The 18,920-nt window shown below is 58.7% G+C and carries 18 protein-coding genes and 2 pseudogenes; 5 read left to right on the top strand and 15 right to left on the bottom strand.

Going from position 1 to position 18,920, the window contains the following annotated elements:
• Positions 1 to 3: 3 nt before the first annotated feature.
• Positions 4 to 1,002, bottom strand: coding sequence for a tripartite tricarboxylate transporter substrate binding protein (locus BMG07_RS10950; protein ID WP_198084592.1), 999 nt, complete (start codon positions 1,000 to 1,002; stop codon positions 4 to 6).
• A 130-nt stretch (positions 1,003 to 1,132) separates the two neighbouring features.
• Between BMG07_RS10950 and BMG07_RS10945 the strand changes: the two genes are divergently transcribed.
• On the top strand, positions 1,133 to 2,032 hold the full coding sequence (locus BMG07_RS10945) for a LysR family transcriptional regulator (protein ID WP_198084591.1): 900 nt from the start codon (positions 1,133 to 1,135) through the stop codon (positions 2,030 to 2,032).
• 187 nt (positions 2,033 to 2,219) lie between these two features.
• On the opposite strand, the gene BMG07_RS10940 is transcribed toward BMG07_RS10945, so the two are convergent.
• The 4 genes from BMG07_RS10940 to BMG07_RS10925 all read right to left on the bottom strand — a co-directional run bounded on the left by BMG07_RS10940 (position 2,220) and on the right by BMG07_RS10925 (position 5,808).
• Positions 2,220 to 3,182, bottom strand: a complete 963-nt coding sequence (locus tag BMG07_RS10940; RefSeq protein ID WP_198084590.1) for a tripartite tricarboxylate transporter substrate binding protein — start codon at positions 3,180 to 3,182, stop codon at positions 2,220 to 2,222.
• Between the two features lie 50 nt (positions 3,183 to 3,232).
• On the bottom strand, positions 3,233 to 4,225 hold the full coding sequence (locus BMG07_RS10935) for a tripartite tricarboxylate transporter substrate binding protein (RefSeq protein WP_198084589.1): 993 nt from the start codon (positions 4,223 to 4,225) through the stop codon (positions 3,233 to 3,235).
• 113 nt (positions 4,226 to 4,338) lie between these two features.
• Positions 4,339 to 4,584 (bottom strand): hypothetical protein, encoded by a 246-nt coding sequence (locus BMG07_RS10930; protein WP_198084588.1) that lies wholly within the window; start codon positions 4,582 to 4,584, stop codon positions 4,339 to 4,341.
• A 369-nt stretch (positions 4,585 to 4,953) separates the two neighbouring features.
• Positions 4,954 to 5,808: an alcohol dehydrogenase catalytic domain-containing protein gene (locus BMG07_RS10925; RefSeq protein WP_307866931.1), complete on the bottom strand. Its 855-nt coding sequence runs from the start codon at positions 5,806 to 5,808 to the stop codon at positions 4,954 to 4,956.
• A gap of 417 nt (positions 5,809 to 6,225) precedes the next feature.
• On the opposite strand from BMG07_RS10925, the gene BMG07_RS10920 reads away from it, so the two are divergent.
• Both BMG07_RS10920 and BMG07_RS44790 read left to right on the top strand, forming a co-directional pair.
• Entirely contained in the window at positions 6,226 to 6,990 is a 765-nt protein-coding gene (locus BMG07_RS10920; protein WP_198084586.1) for an SDR family NAD(P)-dependent oxidoreductase, read from the top strand.
• Positions 6,991 to 7,312: 322 nt separating this feature from the next.
• Positions 7,313 to 7,813 carry a nuclear transport factor 2 family protein gene (locus BMG07_RS44790; RefSeq protein WP_374221257.1) on the top strand — a complete coding sequence of 167 codons (501 nt, stop codon included), beginning with the start codon at positions 7,313 to 7,315 and terminating at the stop codon, positions 7,811 to 7,813.
• A gap of 103 nt (positions 7,814 to 7,916) precedes the next feature.
• On the opposite strand, the gene BMG07_RS10910 is transcribed toward BMG07_RS44790, so the two are convergent.
• A complete protein-coding gene (locus BMG07_RS10910) occupies positions 7,917 to 8,603 on the bottom strand; it encodes an SDR family NAD(P)-dependent oxidoreductase (protein ID WP_198084584.1) in 687 nt (228 codons plus the stop codon).
• Between the two features lie 772 nt (positions 8,604 to 9,375).
• Between BMG07_RS10910 and BMG07_RS10905 the strand changes: the two genes are divergently transcribed.
• Complete coding sequence (locus tag BMG07_RS10905; protein WP_198084583.1) at positions 9,376 to 10,257, top strand: IclR family transcriptional regulator; 882 nt, start codon at positions 9,376 to 9,378, stop codon at positions 10,255 to 10,257.
• 176 nt (positions 10,258 to 10,433) lie between these two features.
• The gene (locus tag BMG07_RS44785; RefSeq protein ID WP_198084582.1) at positions 10,434 to 11,240 is read left to right on the top strand and encodes a helix-turn-helix domain-containing protein; all 807 of its coding nucleotides are present in this window, start codon (positions 10,434 to 10,436) and stop codon (positions 11,238 to 11,240) included.
• 128 nt (positions 11,241 to 11,368) lie between these two features.
• Here the strand turns inward: BMG07_RS44785 and BMG07_RS10895 are convergent, their stop codons facing one another.
• The 9 genes and pseudogenes from BMG07_RS10895 to BMG07_RS41905 all read right to left on the bottom strand — a co-directional run.
• Positions 11,369 to 12,298, bottom strand: coding sequence for a PaaI family thioesterase (locus BMG07_RS10895; RefSeq protein WP_198084581.1), 930 nt, complete (start codon positions 12,296 to 12,298; stop codon positions 11,369 to 11,371).
• A gap of 118 nt (positions 12,299 to 12,416) precedes the next feature.
• Positions 12,417 to 12,863, bottom strand: coding sequence for an SDR family NAD(P)-dependent oxidoreductase (locus BMG07_RS10890; protein ID WP_269758848.1), 447 nt, complete (start codon positions 12,861 to 12,863; stop codon positions 12,417 to 12,419).
• A 187-nt stretch (positions 12,864 to 13,050) separates the two neighbouring features.
• Positions 13,051 to 13,890: an oxidoreductase gene (locus tag BMG07_RS10885; protein WP_198084580.1), complete on the bottom strand. Its 840-nt coding sequence runs from the start codon at positions 13,888 to 13,890 to the stop codon at positions 13,051 to 13,053.
• Between the two features lie 152 nt (positions 13,891 to 14,042).
• Positions 14,043 to 14,657 carry an START domain-containing protein gene (locus tag BMG07_RS10880; RefSeq protein ID WP_198084579.1) on the bottom strand — a complete coding sequence of 205 codons (615 nt, stop codon included), beginning with the start codon at positions 14,655 to 14,657 and terminating at the stop codon, positions 14,043 to 14,045.
• A 147-nt stretch (positions 14,658 to 14,804) separates the two neighbouring features.
• The gene (locus BMG07_RS10875; protein ID WP_269758843.1) at positions 14,805 to 15,521 is read right to left on the bottom strand and encodes a patatin-like phospholipase family protein; all 717 of its coding nucleotides are present in this window, start codon (positions 15,519 to 15,521) and stop codon (positions 14,805 to 14,807) included.
• A 243-nt stretch (positions 15,522 to 15,764) separates the two neighbouring features.
• The gene (locus BMG07_RS10870) at positions 15,765 to 16,436 is read right to left on the bottom strand and encodes an NAD(P)H-binding protein (protein WP_198084577.1); all 672 of its coding nucleotides are present in this window, start codon (positions 16,434 to 16,436) and stop codon (positions 15,765 to 15,767) included.
• Between the two features lie 11 nt (positions 16,437 to 16,447).
• Positions 16,448 to 17,458: an AraC family transcriptional regulator gene (locus BMG07_RS10865; RefSeq protein ID WP_198084576.1), complete on the bottom strand. Its 1,011-nt coding sequence runs from the start codon at positions 17,456 to 17,458 to the stop codon at positions 16,448 to 16,450.
• Positions 17,459 to 17,613: 155 nt separating this feature from the next.
• Positions 17,614 to 18,257: pseudogene (locus BMG07_RS10860) on the bottom strand (DUF3363 domain-containing protein); the annotation flags it as partial.
• A pseudogene (locus BMG07_RS41905) lies at positions 18,257 to 18,819 on the bottom strand (IS3 family transposase); the annotation flags it as partial. The pseudogenes BMG07_RS10860 and BMG07_RS41905, both read right to left, overlap by 1 nt.
• Between the last annotated feature and the right edge of the window lie 101 nt (positions 18,820 to 18,920).

Raw genomic sequence — 18,920 nt, 5'->3', positions numbered from 1 at the left:
CGGCTACTGTTTGGGACCGAGGTTGGCGGCGCGCACCGCCTTGCCCCACTTCTCGAGTTCCGCCCGCTGAAACGCGTCGAGTTCCTGGCCAGCCAGCGGCATTGGCTCTAACGAAGAGGTGGAAAGAACCTCGGTGACGTACTTTGTTTTCGCGGCGTCGTTCAAGAGGTCGCGCATCCTCTCCGCGATGGCCGGCGGCGTATTCGCTGGAAAGTAGGTGGCAAACCAGACTGAGGCTTCGTAAGAGGGCAGGCCTTCCTCTTGCATCGTGGGCACGTCTGGGAACGCAGGAATGCGTTTACCGCTCACACTTGCCAGCGGGCGCACGCCGGAGCCATAGAACGGCTTCATCCCGCCAACATCGGCGATCGTGAAGTGGATCTCGCCGGCGACCAGATTCGTCATCAGGTCGCTGAAGCTCTTGTACGGCACCGCCAGCAGTCGGATTCCGGCTGCCTGTCCTAGCATCTCACCTGCTAGCCGCGTCGTGGCCGACGCACTGCCGAACGTGTACTTGCCCGGGTTAGCGCGCGCCGCGGCAAAAAATTCCCGCGCCGACTTGAATGGAAACGCTGGCCCAACACTCATTACCAATGGCCCCTGAGCCACACCCACCAGCGGCACGAAGTCCTTGATCGGATCGTAGGGCAGCTTGGGCAGCATGTGGGGATTGACCGCGTGTGTTGAGAGTGTCGTCAACAACATCGTGTACCCATCAGGCGCCGCCTGCTTGACCGCCCGCGTGCCGAGGACGGCCTCAGCGCCTGGCATGTTCTCAACCACCACGTTGAGGCCGGCGACCTCGGCCATACCCCGCGCCAAAGCGCGGCCGATGGCATCGGTTGAACTCCCCGCGTTGAAAGGCACTACCAAACGGATCGGTTTGGACTTTTCGGGATAGCTTTGCGCTGTGGCACTGCCCAAGCCTATAACGAGCCATAGCAATAGCAGTTGAATCAGTCGAAAGTGTGGCCAGCCGGTATCAACTCTAGAAATGCGCATCCTGTGTCTCCTAGTAGGTTTTTGATTCAGCGCAGCACGGGTACGCGGTGTGCTAGGCCATGCTGAATTTCACATTGATCCGATCGCGGGTTGAAGCAATCTGGCCCTATAGGGGATATAAGTAGCGCCTATGACCAACTTCCCTAAAGGGCATGGCCTCGCCGATCTGACAATGCTCGCCACTCTCAAGGCGCTCTTGGACACTGGCAATGTGTCCAGGGCTGCTGACGCCTTAGGCGTGACCCAACCGAGCGTGAGTCAGATGCTCCGCCGGCTGCGTCAATATTTCGGGGACGAGCTCTTTGTTCGAAGCGGGAATACGATGCGTCCGACGCCGCGAGCCATCGCGCTCGGGCCTGTCGTTGATCGCGTGATGCGCGACGTCAACCTGATCTCGCAGCCAGGTGCGGACTTCGACCCGAAGGCGGCGAACAGGGAGTTCATCGTCTGCATGACGGACATTGGCGAGTACCTGATCGCTCCGGACCTGGCATCCGCGTTCGCCTCCGAGGCGCCTGGCTGCAGCATCCGCACTAAAAGAATCCCTCAGGCACGGCTGCGCGAGGCGCTCGAGCTCGGCGAAGCCGACCTCGCAGTCGGCACGCTGGCCGGAGCAGATCGTTCACTACGCCAGCAGCGACTCGGGGAATACACCGTGATCTGCATGGTGTCAGCCCGTAGCCGATGGGCTGCGTCTCCGCTCTCAGCGAAGGAGTACGCCGACGCGAGACATGTCGTGGTGCAACGAGTCAGTGACTCCGTGGATCCCATCACGGAACGTCTGCGTGCGAATGGCATTCATCGAGGGGTTGCGCTCTTCGTTGACAACCACTTCGCCGCCGCGCGGGTCGTGGCCGAAACGGATTTAATCTGCACCGTTCCGAATGTGTTCATGGGCGAAAAGCTCTCGTACATGTTTCCTATCAAGCTCGTCCCATTTCCGATTCAGATCGGGAGCTTCGTCTCCCGGCTGCTCTGGCACAACAGATATCAGACCGATCCGAGCCACCTATGCTCCGCCGAATGGTAGAGCGCAGTGTCCGCAAGACGATCGTCTGGCAACGGGGCTCATGAAGATGCAGTTTTAAGAGCCCTCCGCCGGAGGTCGGACCATTGCCTTCGAACATTCCGCTGCGCTGGCTGGATACACTCGCCGGGTATCGGCTCACGCTTGCGCGGCGCGCCAGTCAAAGCGACTCCTCTGCACGAGCACAGCGCTACTCAGGCTTGATACCGGCCAATTTCACGAGTTTCCCCCACTTCGGCAACTCGCTGACAATGAACGCTCCGAACTCCGAGGGGCCGGCGAAGTCAATATCAAACCCCCTCGAACGTGCCTGCTCTTGGAAGTCGGGCGACGCCACTGCGGCTTGGCATGCTTGCGCAAGGCGACTCACGACGGCCGCAGGCGTGCGGGCCGGGGCAACCAGCGCGGACCAGCCCTGCAGGGTGAGGCCAGGGTAGCCGAGCTCCTCGAATGTCGGAACGTTGGGAAGCGAAGCCGATCTATGCGAACTCATAACGGCGAGCGGAATCAACTTCCCGCTTTGTATCTGAGCTATCAGAGGACCGGGTGTATCAAAGATCACCTGTGAATGCCCTGCTACGGTGTCGGTGACCGCCTGCGCGGTCCCCTTGTATGGCACGTGCAGAAATGAAGCACTCACTTTTGACTTGAACAACTCCTGCGCAAGATGCGAAGTAGTGCCGACGCCTGCTGAGGCAAACGATACGCTGCCATCTTTCGCTTTCAGCAGAAGTTCCGCGACCGACTTCACTCCCAGCGAAGGAGTTACGGCAAGGACATTGGTTGCTCCGCCAAAGCGACAGATGGGAGCGAAATCCTTCAACGGGTCGTATGGCAGGCTCCTGTTCACGTGCGGGTTGACCGAGAACGACGAGGCTGCCGCTACCAGCATGGTGTAGCCATCGGGCGGAGCCTTCGCCGCCGAGACGGTGCCAACGATCCCCGCTGCACCTGGAAGGTTCTCCACGATCATGGGGGTGCCAAGTGTCGCTCCCATCTTGACCGCCATCAGGCGAATCAATGTGTCCGTCAGGCTTCCTGCTGACAGCGGAACAACGATTCGAATCGGCTTCGAAGGATATTCTTGTGCGAAGGTAGCCGATGTAGTAATTAACATGGCGAGGACGACTGCGGCTTTTGGTGGAAATTTCATCCATGTCTCCGTTGAGGCTATATATATGAGGAATAATTAATCGACAGGGGCTATTTCTTCTCTCGAGCCTTTGACTCGCGAACTACCCTTCCCCACGACTCGACGTCCTTTTTAGTCAGTGCTGTAAGTTCGTCGCCGGCTATGTCGAACGGCTCAATATAGAACCGGTTCAATGCCGAGCTGAAGTCGGGAGACTGGACTGCCTTTCGCACAATATCTCGCATCGCCGCAACCCGTTCCGGGGGAGTTTTCGAATTGAAGTAAGTGGCGAACCAAGCAGGCAACTCGTAGTGGATGCCGGTTTCGAGCAGTGTCGGAATCTGCGGAAAGCTACGTAACCTGGATGGCGCCCCTACCGCAAGCGGCCGTATGCGGCCGCTGTCCCATTGTGCTTTCACGCTTCCTGGATCTGTAATCAGCAGATCAACTTCACCGGCAGCGACTCCCACAACAGCGGATGTGATGGTCTTGTACGGAATGTTGACTAACCGAATCCCTGCGACCGACTCGAATAGCTGGCCTGCCAACAATGACGTGGTGGTAGCGCTCGCATAGGTGTACTTACCCGGACTATCTTTGGCGGCCGCGATGAACTCGAGCACCGATTTGAAGGGCGTGCTGGGGCCTACATTGAATACCGCCGGGTAGTTCTTAGCAACGGCAGAAATTGCAACGAAGTCCCGCTCTATCTCCAGAGGCTGCTTAGGCAGAATCAGTGGATTCAAGACCGGCGTCGAACTGCTTACAAGCAAGATGGTGTAACCATCGGAGGGTGCCTGATGCACAGCCTGCATGCCAATGACTGAGTCAGCGCCAGGCTTGTTATCCACGACAACATTCAGTCCCGAGACTTCAGTGATGGCTCTGCCCAAGGCGCGCCCCACGGCATCAACCGCCGAGCCTGCGCCAAAGGGAACAACGATCTTCAATGGGATGGCTTTGTCCGGATAAGGCGCGGCTACCGCGGCATGCGGGAGAGTTGCGGTTCCGATCGCAAGGATTGCAATCAGCTTCATTCGCTGGGGCCATTTTGACTTGCTCATTTGTGTCTCCTTCTTTTCAATCTTGCGTTTCGCAGAAACCGACATGAGGCGTCTGTGCGCGCGTCTGCTCACGCCGCCTTGGTCACGAGACTACAACCCGGGAACCCGACGAACTAGGCACACGTCTTGTGCCGCCACAGACGGATCGATCGCTCTGCGGTATCGCCTTCCGGCACCAACTCCTTGTCTGGATTCGTCCGTTTGTCCTCTACGTCCGCGAAGTGCTCGGCCCAAAAAAGTTGGATCACTTGATTCAATGGTCCGACATCGCCCATGTGCATAACAATAGGACTTTCAAAAGTGACGCGACTGAATCTCAAGCGCCCGATCTTGGAATAGCTGGGGAAGCCGGGTTTCATTTCGATCGCTTGTTTGAGCATAAATATCAGGCAAGCGGGCATATCCCCTCAGATGCATGACTTACTGCTGCGCATCCATATCAGTGAGTAGCAGGGCAGCGCGGCCTTATATGTCGCAGCTGCCCCGGAAGAACGACTTGATACGCCAGGCGGATGAGTTTTCCCGCTCCGCCCTGGCGCTTGGTGGAAATACACAAGTCGACGATCGGTTCTGCGCTCATATGGAGCGAAGCATACCAATCTATAAATCCCACTACAAGGGATTTTGTTAGTAATTTCCGAAGCCTAGGGTTTTACCCATGTTTTAGCCAGGCAGCTGTGGCTCGGCAAGATTGGCGACCTTTCCGTCCTCCATGAAGCGAAGAGTCGCTACGAGAACATGAGGACGACGCGTCCACGCAACCCCCCACCCTCCACAAGCTTGTGCGCCTCGACGGCGTTCGCAGCCGAGATTCGCGCTGCCACACGCGGTGTGATCTGGCCGGCAACAAGGTGCGCATAAAGCCGTTGGAGCATGGTCGCCTCATTCATCAGCTGCGTCACCATGACGTTTGCGCATCGCAGTCGCGGATCGTCAATGGAATGACTGCGACGCGCGCTTACAGCAACGCCACCATCGCGTACCAGAGCAGCGGCGAATGTCCCCAACAACGCGGCGTCGAGAAGACCGTCGACCCCTTGAGGGTACATTCGTCGCACTGCGGCCACCATCTCCTCTCCACGCGGCACGACTACGTTGACGCCGAGTTCGCGCAGCAGGGGCTCGTCCTTCGGATTCCCATCCGCAACTACCGTGAGCCCGCTTGCCCGCGCCAGTTCAATCACGTAGCCACCCAGCCCACCGACCCCACCGGTGACCAACAACGTGCCCCCAACTGGCAAGGCAAGTAGTTCAAGCGCTTGCAATGCGCTGAGGCCATTCATCGGAAGAGTCGCAACGGCCGCAAAGTCTAGGTGGGGTTCAATAGGAAGCACCGAGTCAGCGGCCACGCAGATCCAATCAGCGTGGGCGCCCCCCTGCGGCCTGCGAGGGTTCACGATGCCCATGACCTGACGAAGCAACATGTCTTCCGATATGCCTGGTCCCACGGCGTCAATCTGTCCGGAAAACTCCATGCCGGCAATGAACGGTGGCTCGAGTTGCGTCATCATCGATGCATGCTCGCCGCTTCGCATTTGAACATCGGTGGGGTTTACGGTGGCCGCCGCCACGCGAATACGCACCTCGCCGTCTGCTGGTTGGGGCCTCCGCCTCTTGATGACTTGGAGGACTTCTGGACCGCCGAACCGGGCGAAGCACACCGCCCGCATCGAAGCGCGAAGCGTCGATCTCCCGCTGAACCCTCTTTGATCCGAACTTGATTCAGTCATGGTGATTCTCATGAAGATAGGAGGTGGCTGAAGTAATGGCCTCTCGTTCCGGCTACGGTGCCAGAGTGATCAATCCCGGTGTTTGCAGATCATCATACGAGAGTGTAAGATTATCCCATCTTAAGAGATTTGTTTTTAAGATGCTGATATTGGTCGCCCGCTTAGGGATGATGATCCGACGTGACAACCAGCAGGCACGAGCGGGACGGAAGCTAAGAACCAAAGGTCCGCAGAGCAAGCAAACCAGTCGGTCTGAAATGATGGATACAAATGAGTAATTGGAAACTGAAATCTGCGGTAGTTCCCGTGACGGGAGCGGCGTCCGGCATCGGTCTTGCCTTATGCAAACTGCTGCGGGCGGAAGGCGCGACGCCAGCAATGATCGATGTCAATCGAGACAGGCTCCTCTTTGCGGCGAGCGAGGTATATGGCAGCGCTGAAGAGGCGGCCCGCCATGCATACGCCGTTGACGTCTGCAACTCTCACGCGATCGACGCGTGCTTTGAGGAGATTCTGCATACCCATGGTCCGACAACGCATGCCGTCGCTGGTGCTGGCATCGTCGGCCCATCCAACGTGCTGACGGACACAGATGAGCAGTGGCATCGCGTTATCGATGTCAACCTCAATGGGGCCATGTATTTTTGCCGCGCCGCGGCCCGGCAGATGGTTGCGGCCAAACGTGGCGGAGCTATTGTGACCATCGCCTCAATCGCTGGCTTAAAAGCCAAGGAGAACAGAGCTAGCTATGCGACATCTAAAGCAGCATTAATCAACCTCACGCGGGCGCTTGCGTTGGACCTCGGAGGCTTTGGCATCCGCGTCAATGCGCTAGCCCCTGGAGTCATTGACACGCCGATACAGAATAGCAACCGGACCACCCTTGATGTCGTCGCAGAAACTATCCCATTGAAGCGAATAGGCGTCAGCGATGAGATCGCTAACGGTGTGCTATTTTTGCTGTCGACCTACGCGAGTTATGTCACCGGCGAAACGCTTGTTATCGACGGCGGCCTAACTGCGAAGTACCGCTGACCGTGCAGGACCCCACTCACTCGAGAGCCGCATGGGGCTGTGCGCCAGGTCGACTTGTGTTTTGAAGAGCGTGCACTTCGGCGACTCAGTCGAGGACCTTGGCGGCCTGAGGATCACAAGTCCGCAAGAATCAATGCCAGTTGCGGGTTATAGCTATCTCGGCGATCTTTCGATCCAGATCAGCAGTCGCTAACAAGCTTTCGGGATTTTATTGTAGCGACAGATCGCCGGTGCATTAGCTTCTGCAATCCTGGTCGTCAATGCTTCATGATTATTTTCTTTAAAATTAATAGAAACATTCTCATAATGAGGGATTTATTATATGAGTAACTCCGTAATTTACCTCCGAGACAGGGCCGATATCCACGACGTGCTGATGCGCTACTTCAACGCGGCTGACTCAGGCCGAAAGGATTTGGTGCGGAACTGCTTCACTGAAGACGTCACAGCTCAGTACGAAGGCAGACCCCAGGCTCACGGAGTGGACGCGCTAATGGCTCAGATCGCACTCTTCGACAATCTGGTTTCCGGAGCGTGCAGGGTATCAACTCATTTCGCGGGCAACTTGGTGTTCAAGAGTCAGACCGAGGAGCTTGCCGAGACCGAGCACAATGTTTTCGCGTTCTTGGTGAATTCCGATGGCACAACAGTATTGGCGCGGAGTTTGCGCTACTTGGACAGGCTGAAGCGTGTGAATGGAGAATGGAGAATATTTGCACGTCTACACACGCTCGATTGGAGCTGCGAGATGCCCTGCACCTTTGCTCGGGCCTTTGCCTTGAAGGCTAGGGACTTCCCAGCGGATTGGCCGACCGGAAGGTGATCCAAGCCACGCGCACCCGCCTGTTTGCACGCACCTACCACCGTCGCGACAAGGCACCAAGCATCTGTTAGAAAACGTCCTCAGCCTAGGAACAATCGTCAACTTACTCGGCTCGACCTGCGGTCGCGCCGCCATCCACCATGTAGACCCCCCCGGTACAGAAGCTCGCTTCATCGGTGGCCAGGAACAAGATCATGTGCGCCACCTCGGCCGATGTGCCTTGGCGCCCAAGAGGAATGAGGCGCGCCTTCGTCTCTGTAGTGTTTGCTTCCGAGAATGCGCCTTGATTCAGGTCTCGCGCCATAGGAGTGTCAATCGACGCAGGCGCAACGCTGTTCACCCGAATGCGTTGCCCCGCGCCGTCCATGGCGGCAGCACGAACCAATCCGATCACGGCATGCTTGGAAGCAACGTAGGCCGACATGTTGGGCGTGGCCCGCGCACCAGACGTTGAAGACATGACGACAATACTGCCGCCCGTGCTAGCCATCGCCTTCATCGCGTATTTCAGGCCCAGCCAAGTGCCTCGCACGTTGACCGCCATCACATGGTCAAAAGTCTCCACAGGATAGTCAACAAGGCGCTCAACTCGACCGGCGACCGCCGCGTTGAGCACTGCGACATCAAGCCTGCCAAATCGGTGAACAGCCAAATCGACCATTTCGCGGCACGCGCGGTCATCGGTGACATCGGCACAATGGAACGAAGCTTGACTACCCAGTTCTTGGGCAAGCGCTTTCAGCGGCACTTGAAGTAGATCTACCAGAATGACCTGCGCACCCTCCGCCACAAAACTCGTGCAGTCTCAGCTCCAATGCCGCGCGCCGCACCCGTTATCAGAACGACTTTATCTTCGAGCCTTCTCATACTCATTACTTGAACATTGCACTCAACTCTTCAACCTGAGTCCTACGCTGTCCCGCTCAGTTCAGCGCGTCGCCCTCCCCCGATCACCGATGCATCGTCGCCAGGAAGATCCGGATCTGTGCTCGGAGAGTAGAGCCCTCCCCCCGCAACGTGCTTGTGGCACATGCACGCGCTACACAGACACTGTTTTGCAGTCGTCAGAAGCCATGAACTCCGCACGCGTCGGAAGACTCGCACGGGCCGGCTGCCATCCCACGTGTCCGCGAGCGTCTTAATACCGCCGAAATACTTCGCTCGGTCGGGCGCATCGGGGCAATCTCCAGGAAGGCTCCAAAATGAGCGGGGCCTTCGTAGTCCAGAAATGAAGGGCCTCATCGAGATCAGGCACCACGAAGGCAAGTTGCATTCGCTCACCCAAAAATGAATGAAGAGAAGTCGACGTGGAGACAGGAAACATTGTTGGACCTTTCGATCAAGCGGTGCAGAAACGCAATGCGCTACCCACTCCATGCAAGCAAACACAAGAAAAAATATTCCAAATAGTAGGACAAAATAACATCGAACGCAAGCCTGAGCTTGCCCCGCTTTTTCTCGCACTCTTAGCCAATTTCTCGGGCGCAGTCGCTCAGAATGATTGGATGGATATACTGAAGCACCCGACCCCTTAGGCGCATTTAATAGGCGAGAAGATTGAGATGGCAAAGGAAATGAGCACTGCTGAGGTACCGTCAAAACCAAGGACTAAGCGGGCTCCCAGGAAGGAATCCGAACTCTCCCTCACAGCCGGCGAGGCGCCATCGAACAGCTTGGTTCGCTTGCTTGAAGTACTCACCCTGTTCACGCCCGCGGCGCCGGTATGGTCCAGCGAGGAGCTCATCAGATCGCAAGGTCTTTCCCGGTCCACCGGTTATCGCTACATCAAAGCGCTTGGCGATGCTGGACTTATCGCCGCTGTGTCGAATGGACACTACATCCTGGGGCCGCTCATCATTCAGCTGGACCATCAGATCAGGCAGTGTGACCCGCTGTACATCGCCTCTGGGGAAATTCTGGAATCGTTAGTCCAAGCAACCGGATGCTCTGCGCAAGTCTGCGCGCTCTATAGCAGCACGGTGCTTTGTGTACGGGAGGAGTTAACGGAGGATAGCCCTCCGAATATTCTTTCGCGCGGGCAGCAGCGTCCGTTGTTTCTTGGCGCAGCCTCGAAGATCATCCTTGCACATTTGCGCCCTCATCAGCTGAGAAGCATATACAAAAAATCCGCCAAGACCATTGCGACGTCCGGACTGGGCGCGGACTGGACGGCTTTCCGAGAGACACTTGGTCGCATCCGTTTGGAGGGTTACACGTATACGGTTGGTGAGATCAACCCTGGCGTGTTCGGTTTATCCGCCCCCATCTTCAATCGGTCGGGCCACATCCTCGGCAGCCTTGGCATCACGGGATCTCCGTCCCGCATCAAGCGCAGCGAAATACAAAGTTTCTCCAACATAGTCGTCGAGGCGGCGGCAGCGGTAACCGAACGAGTCGGCAACACGAACGTTGGCACCGACCGACCGCCACGGGCCGTTGGTTGAAGCAAGTCCGTCAGTAGCGTCTATTTCGCCAGCCCAGATAAGAAGGCAACGCAGTCTTCATGGCTGGTCGCTGCCGCGCAATCGCACCGGCTTGGTGCTAAATTGAGTCGCTGTCAGGGACAAGCACTTGGCCCACATAGAGGCTAGCCCTGAGCCTTTCGCATTTAGGGGACGCCATGCATAAAAGCCGCCACATGAGCCGGGAGACCGGAAAGTTCGTTCGGGTTACGCCCGGTAGCCAGTCCTTGGAGCGTGGAATCCGGCTTCTCCGCGCCTTCCTCGAAGGGGCACCAAGCCTTTCCAACTCTGAGCTTGTGGCGAGGGTGCAATTGCCCAAGGCGACGGTGAGCAGATTGAGCCGGTCTCTTGTGGATGCGGGGATGCTTGAGTTCGATCCCAAGGAAGAAGCCTACCGCCTAGCCCCATCTTGCCTGAGTCTTGGACGGGCCTTTCAGTTCAGTCGTTCCGAACTCGGAACCGTTAACGGCTTGCTAGAAGCGTTTGCCCGAGAAAACCAAATCAATGTCGGACTATCCGCATATGACCACGTGCATATGGTTTATGTGACGACGTTTCGCAGGGGACGGAGCGTCCAGACTCGGACGGTGGCAGCAGGCCTTCGTCTGCCTATCGAGACCTGTTCGCCAGGTATCGCTTATCTCGCGCATCTTGGGGCGCGCGAGCGCGCGGCTGTTTACGCCATGCTGGCGGAGCAACGTGGGCGGGAGTGGCCAAAGATTCGGGCGACTCTGAATGTTGCGATTCGCTCTGCACGAAAATTGGGATACAGCCAAGCGAGTTCAGTTTTTGGCAATGCAGGCGTTGGCACTACAGTCCTAGGGCCTCAGGGTTCAACATATGGACTCAACGCCAGTTACTTGGCATCCGCGGGCCCTCCTCCTCACCTTACTATTCAGACGCTCGGTCAGAAACTTCTGTCGTTGGCTGCAGAGGTGGAAGCAGCCTGGGTCACATCGCCTTGACACGGCATTCCATTCACCGACATTTGAGCGACTCAATGGAAGCGGTCAGACCAGATTGATCATGCGATTGGTTAGATAGCTTTGTCGGTTTTTTTCCTCAACCCGACTCAGCACGGATGCAGAGAGACTCAAGAATGTATGTTCCGCACCAGGCTCGCCTGAGCACGAAATGTAATATTCCCTGCATCATCAACGGCTTCGCATCCCACTGAGGCGAGGCTACGTCCCACACGCAGCGTCTTTGCCTGCATCACCACCCCTTTGCCAGGACTTGCTGTGATGTATTGTGCCGAGAGGTCAACGAGCCGCCAGTCTTGCGAAAGTGCGGCTAAGCAGATTCGTCCGCCGAGACCAAGCAAGAGGCCGCCCTGAATGTCTCCCACTCGGTTGGCAGTGTGCAGGCCTCCCGCCACGCGAAGTGCAGCCCAGCCATCACCGTGAGTGGCCGAACAGCCCCAGAAACGCTCAATGAATGCATGGTCCTCCCGCGATTCGGCATCAGCCAAGCGTGCGCTATTCAAAACGAACAATTCTTCCGGCGTCAGTTCTTCGGGTGCAAGAGGCTGCGTACATTCGAGCGCACTGCACTTGGAAAGCGGATGGGAAGCCACTACACGCCGGCTATCGATAGCAGCAAAGCTCGCCTCCCCAATGCAGCAAAGCGAGCCGTTCGCTTCCACGGTTAAAGCTGTTGTCGCCATCCGCACAGCCGAATTGGCCGGGTTGAGCTTTAGTTCTGCGGCAGCCCGAAGTTTTCCATCTGCAGGGAGCACACCCAGGCTGAGACGAATGCTGACGGTAGCAACGCGAGCCGCATTTCCCATTCGCCCGCGCACTGCACCGGCCATAGCCACATCAGCAAGCACACCCAATGCTTCCAATGAAACCCTCCGCTGCGCGCCGATGCAATGGGGGCCAGCATACATAGATACTTCTGCGCGCTTTTCCGTCAATTGCTCGAATGCGAGGCCGAGGTAGTGGGCTGGAAATTGCCAGCCAGGTGTGCGATTTGCATTGAGCGCTTGCAGAACACGTTGGATATTGGGCGATGTGTTCATCTGAATCGGGATGAGGAGTTTGAAGGGCGATTGATTTTGCGACGCCGCCGCCTGAGCGCACCCACCTCTCATCAGCTGGATTCTGCCAGCAAGGGACACAATGCAGACTGTTCCCGTTTCAGTATTCGAAACACATGAACATCTCTAGCGGAGAGGTGGACACCAACCGCCACTTTCCCAATACCAGAGGATATGCAGGATGGGCCCGACCACGATGCCGACCACGCTTGAGACTCCAAGGATGTGCCCCGCGTTCTGCTGGGGCAGGATCCGCAGCACCGCCTGGATGACGCGCAGCGCACCGAAGAAGTTGGTCTCGGACTTCCGCCTTCACCTCTCCCAGCTTCGCTGCTTCGGTGGCGCCGACCAGTGCATAGCCTGCGTTGTTCAACACGACATCGAGGCGCCCGAAATGCCGGTGGGCAAGCGCCACTGCATCTAGGACCTGCTGTTCGCTGGTGACATCCAGCGTAAGCGGCAGAATGTGCTCACTGTAGTGCTCGACGAGACCATCTAGCGATGCCACGTCGCGTGTGGTAGCCGCGACCTTGTCGCCGCGCACCAGGGCGGCCTTGGCCCAGACACGTCCAAATCCGCGGGCAGCGCCTGCGATGAACCAGACTTTTGCAGGCGTTTCTCTTCCTCAGTCGCTAAAGATGTGATGACCGGAACCTGCGTGGGGGCAGGCGAGCCTCCGGTTTCCAACGGCAGCCGGTTCCCAATGCCCGAGAACTGCTCATCAAGAGACCGTCTTAAACGCCTTTACGCGGAATCCCCGTAGCCATACGAATGAAACTGTCGAAGGCCCGGTCAGAGAGTAGGCGGCGCAGAAAGATCATGGGTTTGGCACCGAAGCCGACGGCATAGCGCGTCTTTGGACGGCCGGCGCTGACTGCCTTGCCGATCGTATCCGCGATCAAATCAGGCGGTGACATGCGCTTGAGGTTGGCTTCGCTCACCATCGTCTTGAGCAAGGCATTGGCCTGTCCGGCATAAGCGCCCTTGCTAGAAGTCTCGCGCAGCTTGTCCGCAGCAATTCCGGCCCACTCTGTCTTGATGCCGCCTGGTTCAATGACCACCACGTCGATGCCGAAAGGCTGCACCTCCACGCGCAGGCAGTCGCTGATCCCCTCGAGCGCAAACTTGGTGCCGTGGTACCAGGCGCCCAGCGGCGTGTGGATCTTGCCGCCCATCGAGGTGATGTTGACGATGGTTCCCGAGCGCCGCTTGCGCATGTGCGGCAAGGCCAACTGAACAAGGCGCACGGCACCGAACACGTTGACGTCGAACTGTGCGCGGGCCTCATCGAGGGGTACGTCCTCTACGGCACCGTAGGAGCCATAACCGGCGTTGTTGATCAGGACGTCGATACGGCCCGACTTGTCGATGATTTCCTGGACGCCCGCCTGCATCGAAGCGTCATCCGTCACGTCCATAGCCAAGATTTTGATGCCAGCGTCCGCCAGGTCTCGCATCCGGTCTACGCGGCGCGCTGCGGCGTAAACCGTGTAGCCGAGGGCCTTCAACTTGAGGGCGGTGGCTTCGCCGATGCCGGACGATGCGCCTGTGACGAGAGCGACTTTCGTATTCATTTCTAAAATCCTTGGTTCGAAAATTTGATGCGCATGGCGCCTTGGGGTTTGGTTCGCCTTCTGTGCTACCCACTGTACGCAGCGGGCGGCGCCAGCTCCCTAGCGATTCGCGCCAGTCTCTAAGCAAACCACGCCAAACTTAGTTGCTAACGTCAGCGGGTATTTTGCAAATAGCTTCGCAAGGCCTTGAGCGCTCCATAGGGCGCATCTACCACCATCTGATTGGCCAACCAGCTGGGGATCGAGCCGCCCGGGGAGGCATGCATCTGATAGGTAACGTTCACACCACCAGCGTTGGGCACCAGCTTCCACTGCCCTTCGGCTTTTGGAATCCGCACCTTGCCTTCGCGCAGCGGTATGTAATCGGGGACGGCTTCCACCCGTGCGGTGACCGCGCTATCACTGTCCCGTGAATAGGTGAAGTGGTAGACGCCGTCGCGGTTCGATACGGGCCAAGGCGCCTTGTAGTCTAAGTAGTGGAACTGTTCGCTGTCGGTGGCCTTGAGCAGTTCCGAGACGGCGACGTCTGGCATCCACTTGCGGAATGCATCCGCGTCGCGCAGGACCCGCACGACGCTGTCGGGAGTCGCTTCGAGTTGGACCTCGCCCCTGAATTCCCTTAGGGGCGAGTCCGGGACGGCGCGCACGTAGACCTTGATGCCCTCGGAATCCTTGGCGAGCGACCAACCGTCCTGCGCGAAAGATGGCTGGGCCAGGAACAGGGCCGTCAGGGCGGCGGCAGAGAATCCGGCATGCTTGATGTTCATAGGGAACTTCGATGTGGTGGTGACACCACGACCATAGAGCCGAACTTCCCGCCGCCTACCTGCCAATCGCGCCACTTTGACAGCAATCCGTGTCAGCCCCTGATGGAAAGGACTCGTCGACGCGCCTGCCGATAGCCTACTGCGCGTTCAGGGGCCAACGCCATAGTGTCGCAAGGCAGCTGACAATGTTGGCAAGGCAGCGACCGCTGCCTCATAGCCCTGCTTCCTGGCGGCTTCCCGGCCAGCCGCGTCATCAAGTCCGGCCGATGCGATGGCCGGCGCGATGAGAACATCGGCTGATGCCGTTTCCGGGCCCGAAAGCAGGCAACTCTGCGTCTGGGACACCCTCAGCCACATCGACATGGCGGATTTCGATGGGTATCGCGGACCATTACAGTAGATGTCCACGGCGATGACCACGTCAGCGCCCAAAGCACGGGCTGCGCGCACAGGTACCAGTGAGGCGACGCCACCATCGACAAGTTCATGGCCGCCGGATTGCACGGGTAGAAATACGCCCGGAATAGCCGCCGACGCCCGCAGCGCCTCGCCGGCATCTCCTTGGGTGATTACGTAGGGTAAGGAGCGGTCGATGTCCGTGGCCACGGCGGCGAACTGCATTGGGAAGCGTTCGATCGGCTGATACCCGACCAATGTGTTGACCCAACGTGCCAACGCTTCGCCCTTGACGAAGCCCGGCCCATGCAGGGTCACATCGGCCAGCGAGGTCACACGCATGGAATTGGCTAGCTGCCAGAGCTGGTCTGGGGAGGTGCCGGAGGCATAGGCTGCCCCGATGATTGACCCGATGGAGGTTCCCACCACCAGGTCAGGACGAATGCCTGCTTCTTCCAGTGCTTGCAACACTCCTATGTGCGCATAACCACGCAAACCGCCTCCGCCGAGCGCGATGGCACCCGGGGTGACGTCGCCTGTCGTTCGGAAACTGGGGCCATTGGCTGTGTTGACAAGCCCCCCGCCACCAGCCATGCCCCTTTCAAGGCCTCGCCCCGTTCAGGCGTTCCCGCGCAAGCGGCAAGCAGCACGACCGTCAGCACCAGCGGGAGCAAGCGGCGCGGCACCCACTTCATCAACGAGTTGGCCGGCTCAATGCTCACTGCCGACCTTGGCAAGCACGTTCGATGCGAGTACTACCACGCCTTGCGCCGTCGGAACAGTCTTGACCAAAGACAGCGCCACAGCACGCGCGTGCACCGGCCGGTAGGCGCCGGGAAGAATAGGAGCGAGCACCTTTGCGATCGGGATCGAAATGATCTCCCCGATGCGCGGCGGTTGCCCCAAGCCGTCCCGGTAGTCCAGCAGCAGAGAAGGTTGGGCAATCACCAGCGCCGAGAGATCCATCGCCTTAAGCGCATCCTCCAGCTCGCCCTTGACACGGTTGTAGAACATGGAGGCTCTGGCGTTGGCTGCGGCCGCACTGACCAAACCAATGCGTCGTGCCCCTGCCTGAACAGCCGCCCGAGCCACCGCCAGGTTGGCCTCTAGGTCAACGGCGCGGAAGGCCTCTTTGCTGCCCGCTACTTTTATCGTGGTGCCCAAGGCCAAGTACACCTCGTCGACCTTAGGCAGTTCGGGTAAATGGCTGAAATCCACGATGCGGACATCAAGCTTTGAGTGACGCACATTCAGCGAACGGCGGCTCAGGGCATGTACTGCCGAGATTGTGTGATCGGCGAGCAACGCCTGGAGCATCAAGCCACCGACCAGGCCCGTCGCACCCGCGAGCAGCACCGTTCGTTGTTCAGCATGCGTGGCCATGGGTGATTTTCTCAGTTCAAATGCATGGCGTTGCGGGCACTGTCGGGCGTCTGCCCAGTCCAGTCCTGGAATGCGCGATAAAAGGAATTGGGATCCTCGAAGCCCAACAGGAAGGCGATCTCGCCACCGGACATCTTGGTGTTAGTCAAGTAGTGGCGTGCCAGGTTTTCTCGGGTGGCATTGACCATGGCGCGGAAGTTCTCTCCCTCATCGTCCAGGCGGCGCTGCAGCGTGCGCTTGCTCATGCCAAGGCGTTCCGCGGCCTTTTCGATGGTGGCCGCATTACTCGGCAGCAGCTCCAGCAGAACTGCACGCACGCGTTCGGCTGTCGTGGCGGTCGCATCCAGTTCGCTAAGCCTGCGGCGCAAGTCGGGCTCGAAAACGCGCCACATGCCTGCGTTGACTGTGAGGAACGGGCGCAACACATCCGCCGCCGAAAAGGTGATGCTCAGCGTAGTCCCCTGTTGCACCGGGGCGCCGAAGAAGTTCTCGTAGCGCTGCAAATAAGCGCTCGGAGGGAGTTCTGGAAGTGCTACGCGCAACGCCTTGACCGGCTCGCGAGTAGCGAGCCGAGCGAGACGCACGTAGAACGCGATTTCGGCCACTTGCAATGAAAACGGCACCTGCATCTGTACGGTCAGCCAGCGAGGCAGAACCGTCAATTCCCCACCATTGCCCACCTCGACTTCGAGACTCATGGGCACCAAAAGCTGCTTGTATTTCGCCAAGCGCTGCACCGCTTGCATCAGGTTCGTGCTGCATAGCGCTGCGAACAGAGGCGGATCGAAAGATTCCACCGAAAGGGTCTCAATGATGCGCAACGGAAACATGACATCGCCGGCGTCCGCTTCCAAGGACCGCCAAAAACGAAAATACTCCTCCGTAGTTAGCCTATGCCCCTCACGCGAAAACAGGTCTTCAGGAAGGCCAGCCCTACGCAGCACATGGTTGGGCTCGACACCGAAGTCCTTAAGCAAGACTTGCCACCTGATATCCAGCGAAAAGGTTTGATTGCGTGTCATTGGGATACTCCCGGCTGGGCTCTTCAACACTGAAAATAGAAGGTTCAGTATATGGACCGCAGCCCGCCGGCAACATGCAAACTGCGCCACACGCCACTCAATCGGCGCCACCAAAATTTCGTTGCATGTGCCCAACCTCGTTCTGTTGGTCGCCGCTACATTGAGAGTCCCAGCTTTCGTTCCACCTCCCACGTAATCCCGTCCCCACGTAGCGTTGCGGCGAAGTGTTGTGCAATCCGCTGCTCCACAACCGGTTTCCATGGCACTAGGCTGAATGCTTTGCCGCTATCGAGAATCGCGTAACGCCCGCTGGCGAGCATCACGCTGCGGCGATAGGTGCCGGCCACGCGCTGGCCATCGGCCTCCGACCGATGTTCCAGCCCGGTTTCGGTCGAGATCAGCTGCGCAGACTGTGCCAGTTCGCGCCCACGCAGCTTCGCCAGCAGGTTGCGCGCGAGCACGACACGCTGCCCGCGATGCTCGGCCAGTCCTTGTTCTGTCAAAAAGTCGGCGCGCTGGCGCAGCGTGTCCTTCACCTCAGCCCCAAAAGCCAAGGTCGGCCAGCCCCTTGCCGCCACCGATCAACTGCTGGTCGAGCCAAATGGCGCCGATCACGCGAGCCTGCCGCTCGATAGGCAGATGCGATTTCAGCTCCACCGCCACGCCCCCGCCCAGGCGCTGCACGTCGTACTGGCGGCCGGATCGGCCAAATCGGCGGGGACGCGCCGGAGACCTTCGGCCGCTCGCTCCACGTGCCGGCGGGGCGCAGCGCTTCAAGCCGGCGCACGTGCGTGGCTAGCCGTAGCAACGGCAGTTGCACTCGAAGATGTCGGCCATGACGCGACGCACGTCGACGTACTTGTCCGCGACATCGAGCCGCGCCCGATGGTAGAAGTAGGAGCTGCGGGGCAGGACCGCTTCATGCAGCAGCTCGGTCAGCCCGTAGGTCGATCTCAGGGCATCAACCAGCTGCGTCTTCTCCCGATTCGTCAGGGGCTGCCGGCTGATGCCCAGGTCTTTTTTAGGAGTTCGTTCGCCTTCTTCAACAGGTCTTGCTCGGGCCGCAGGCGCGGGCGCAGGATATCTTGTCGCAGAGCCGCCGCCTGTTGTTCTCACTCGGCCAGCTCAGGGCTTGGCGGAAGATCTTGCTTGCGCTTCATGGATGCAGGTGCGTTGTGGCCGAGCAGCTGAATCTTCCAGGTGTACAGCGATGGACGAGACACGCCCAGTTCCTCGGCCACCAACTGCGCGCTGCCTTCCCCCATGCACAGCTCGATGACCGCAGACTGCTTCATCGCGGGCGTCAGGGCTTGAGGCCGGCCGACAACACGCTTGCGGAGCTGCGGATGCAACTCCTGGACCCCCGATCGACCAGATCAAATTGTTCGACAACCTCGCCTCTAGCGCGTGCACGGTTCCGACCCATTTCGCAGGCAACCTCGTTTTCAAGCAACTTACTCGC

Origin of the sequence: Variovorax sp. E3 (assembly GCF_016082275.1) — a bacterium.
Lineage (GTDB): Bacteria > Pseudomonadota > Gammaproteobacteria > Burkholderiales > Burkholderiaceae_C > Variovorax.
The sequence above is the reverse complement of the archived record's forward strand: the minus strand, read 5'-3'. Positions and strand labels throughout refer to the sequence as shown.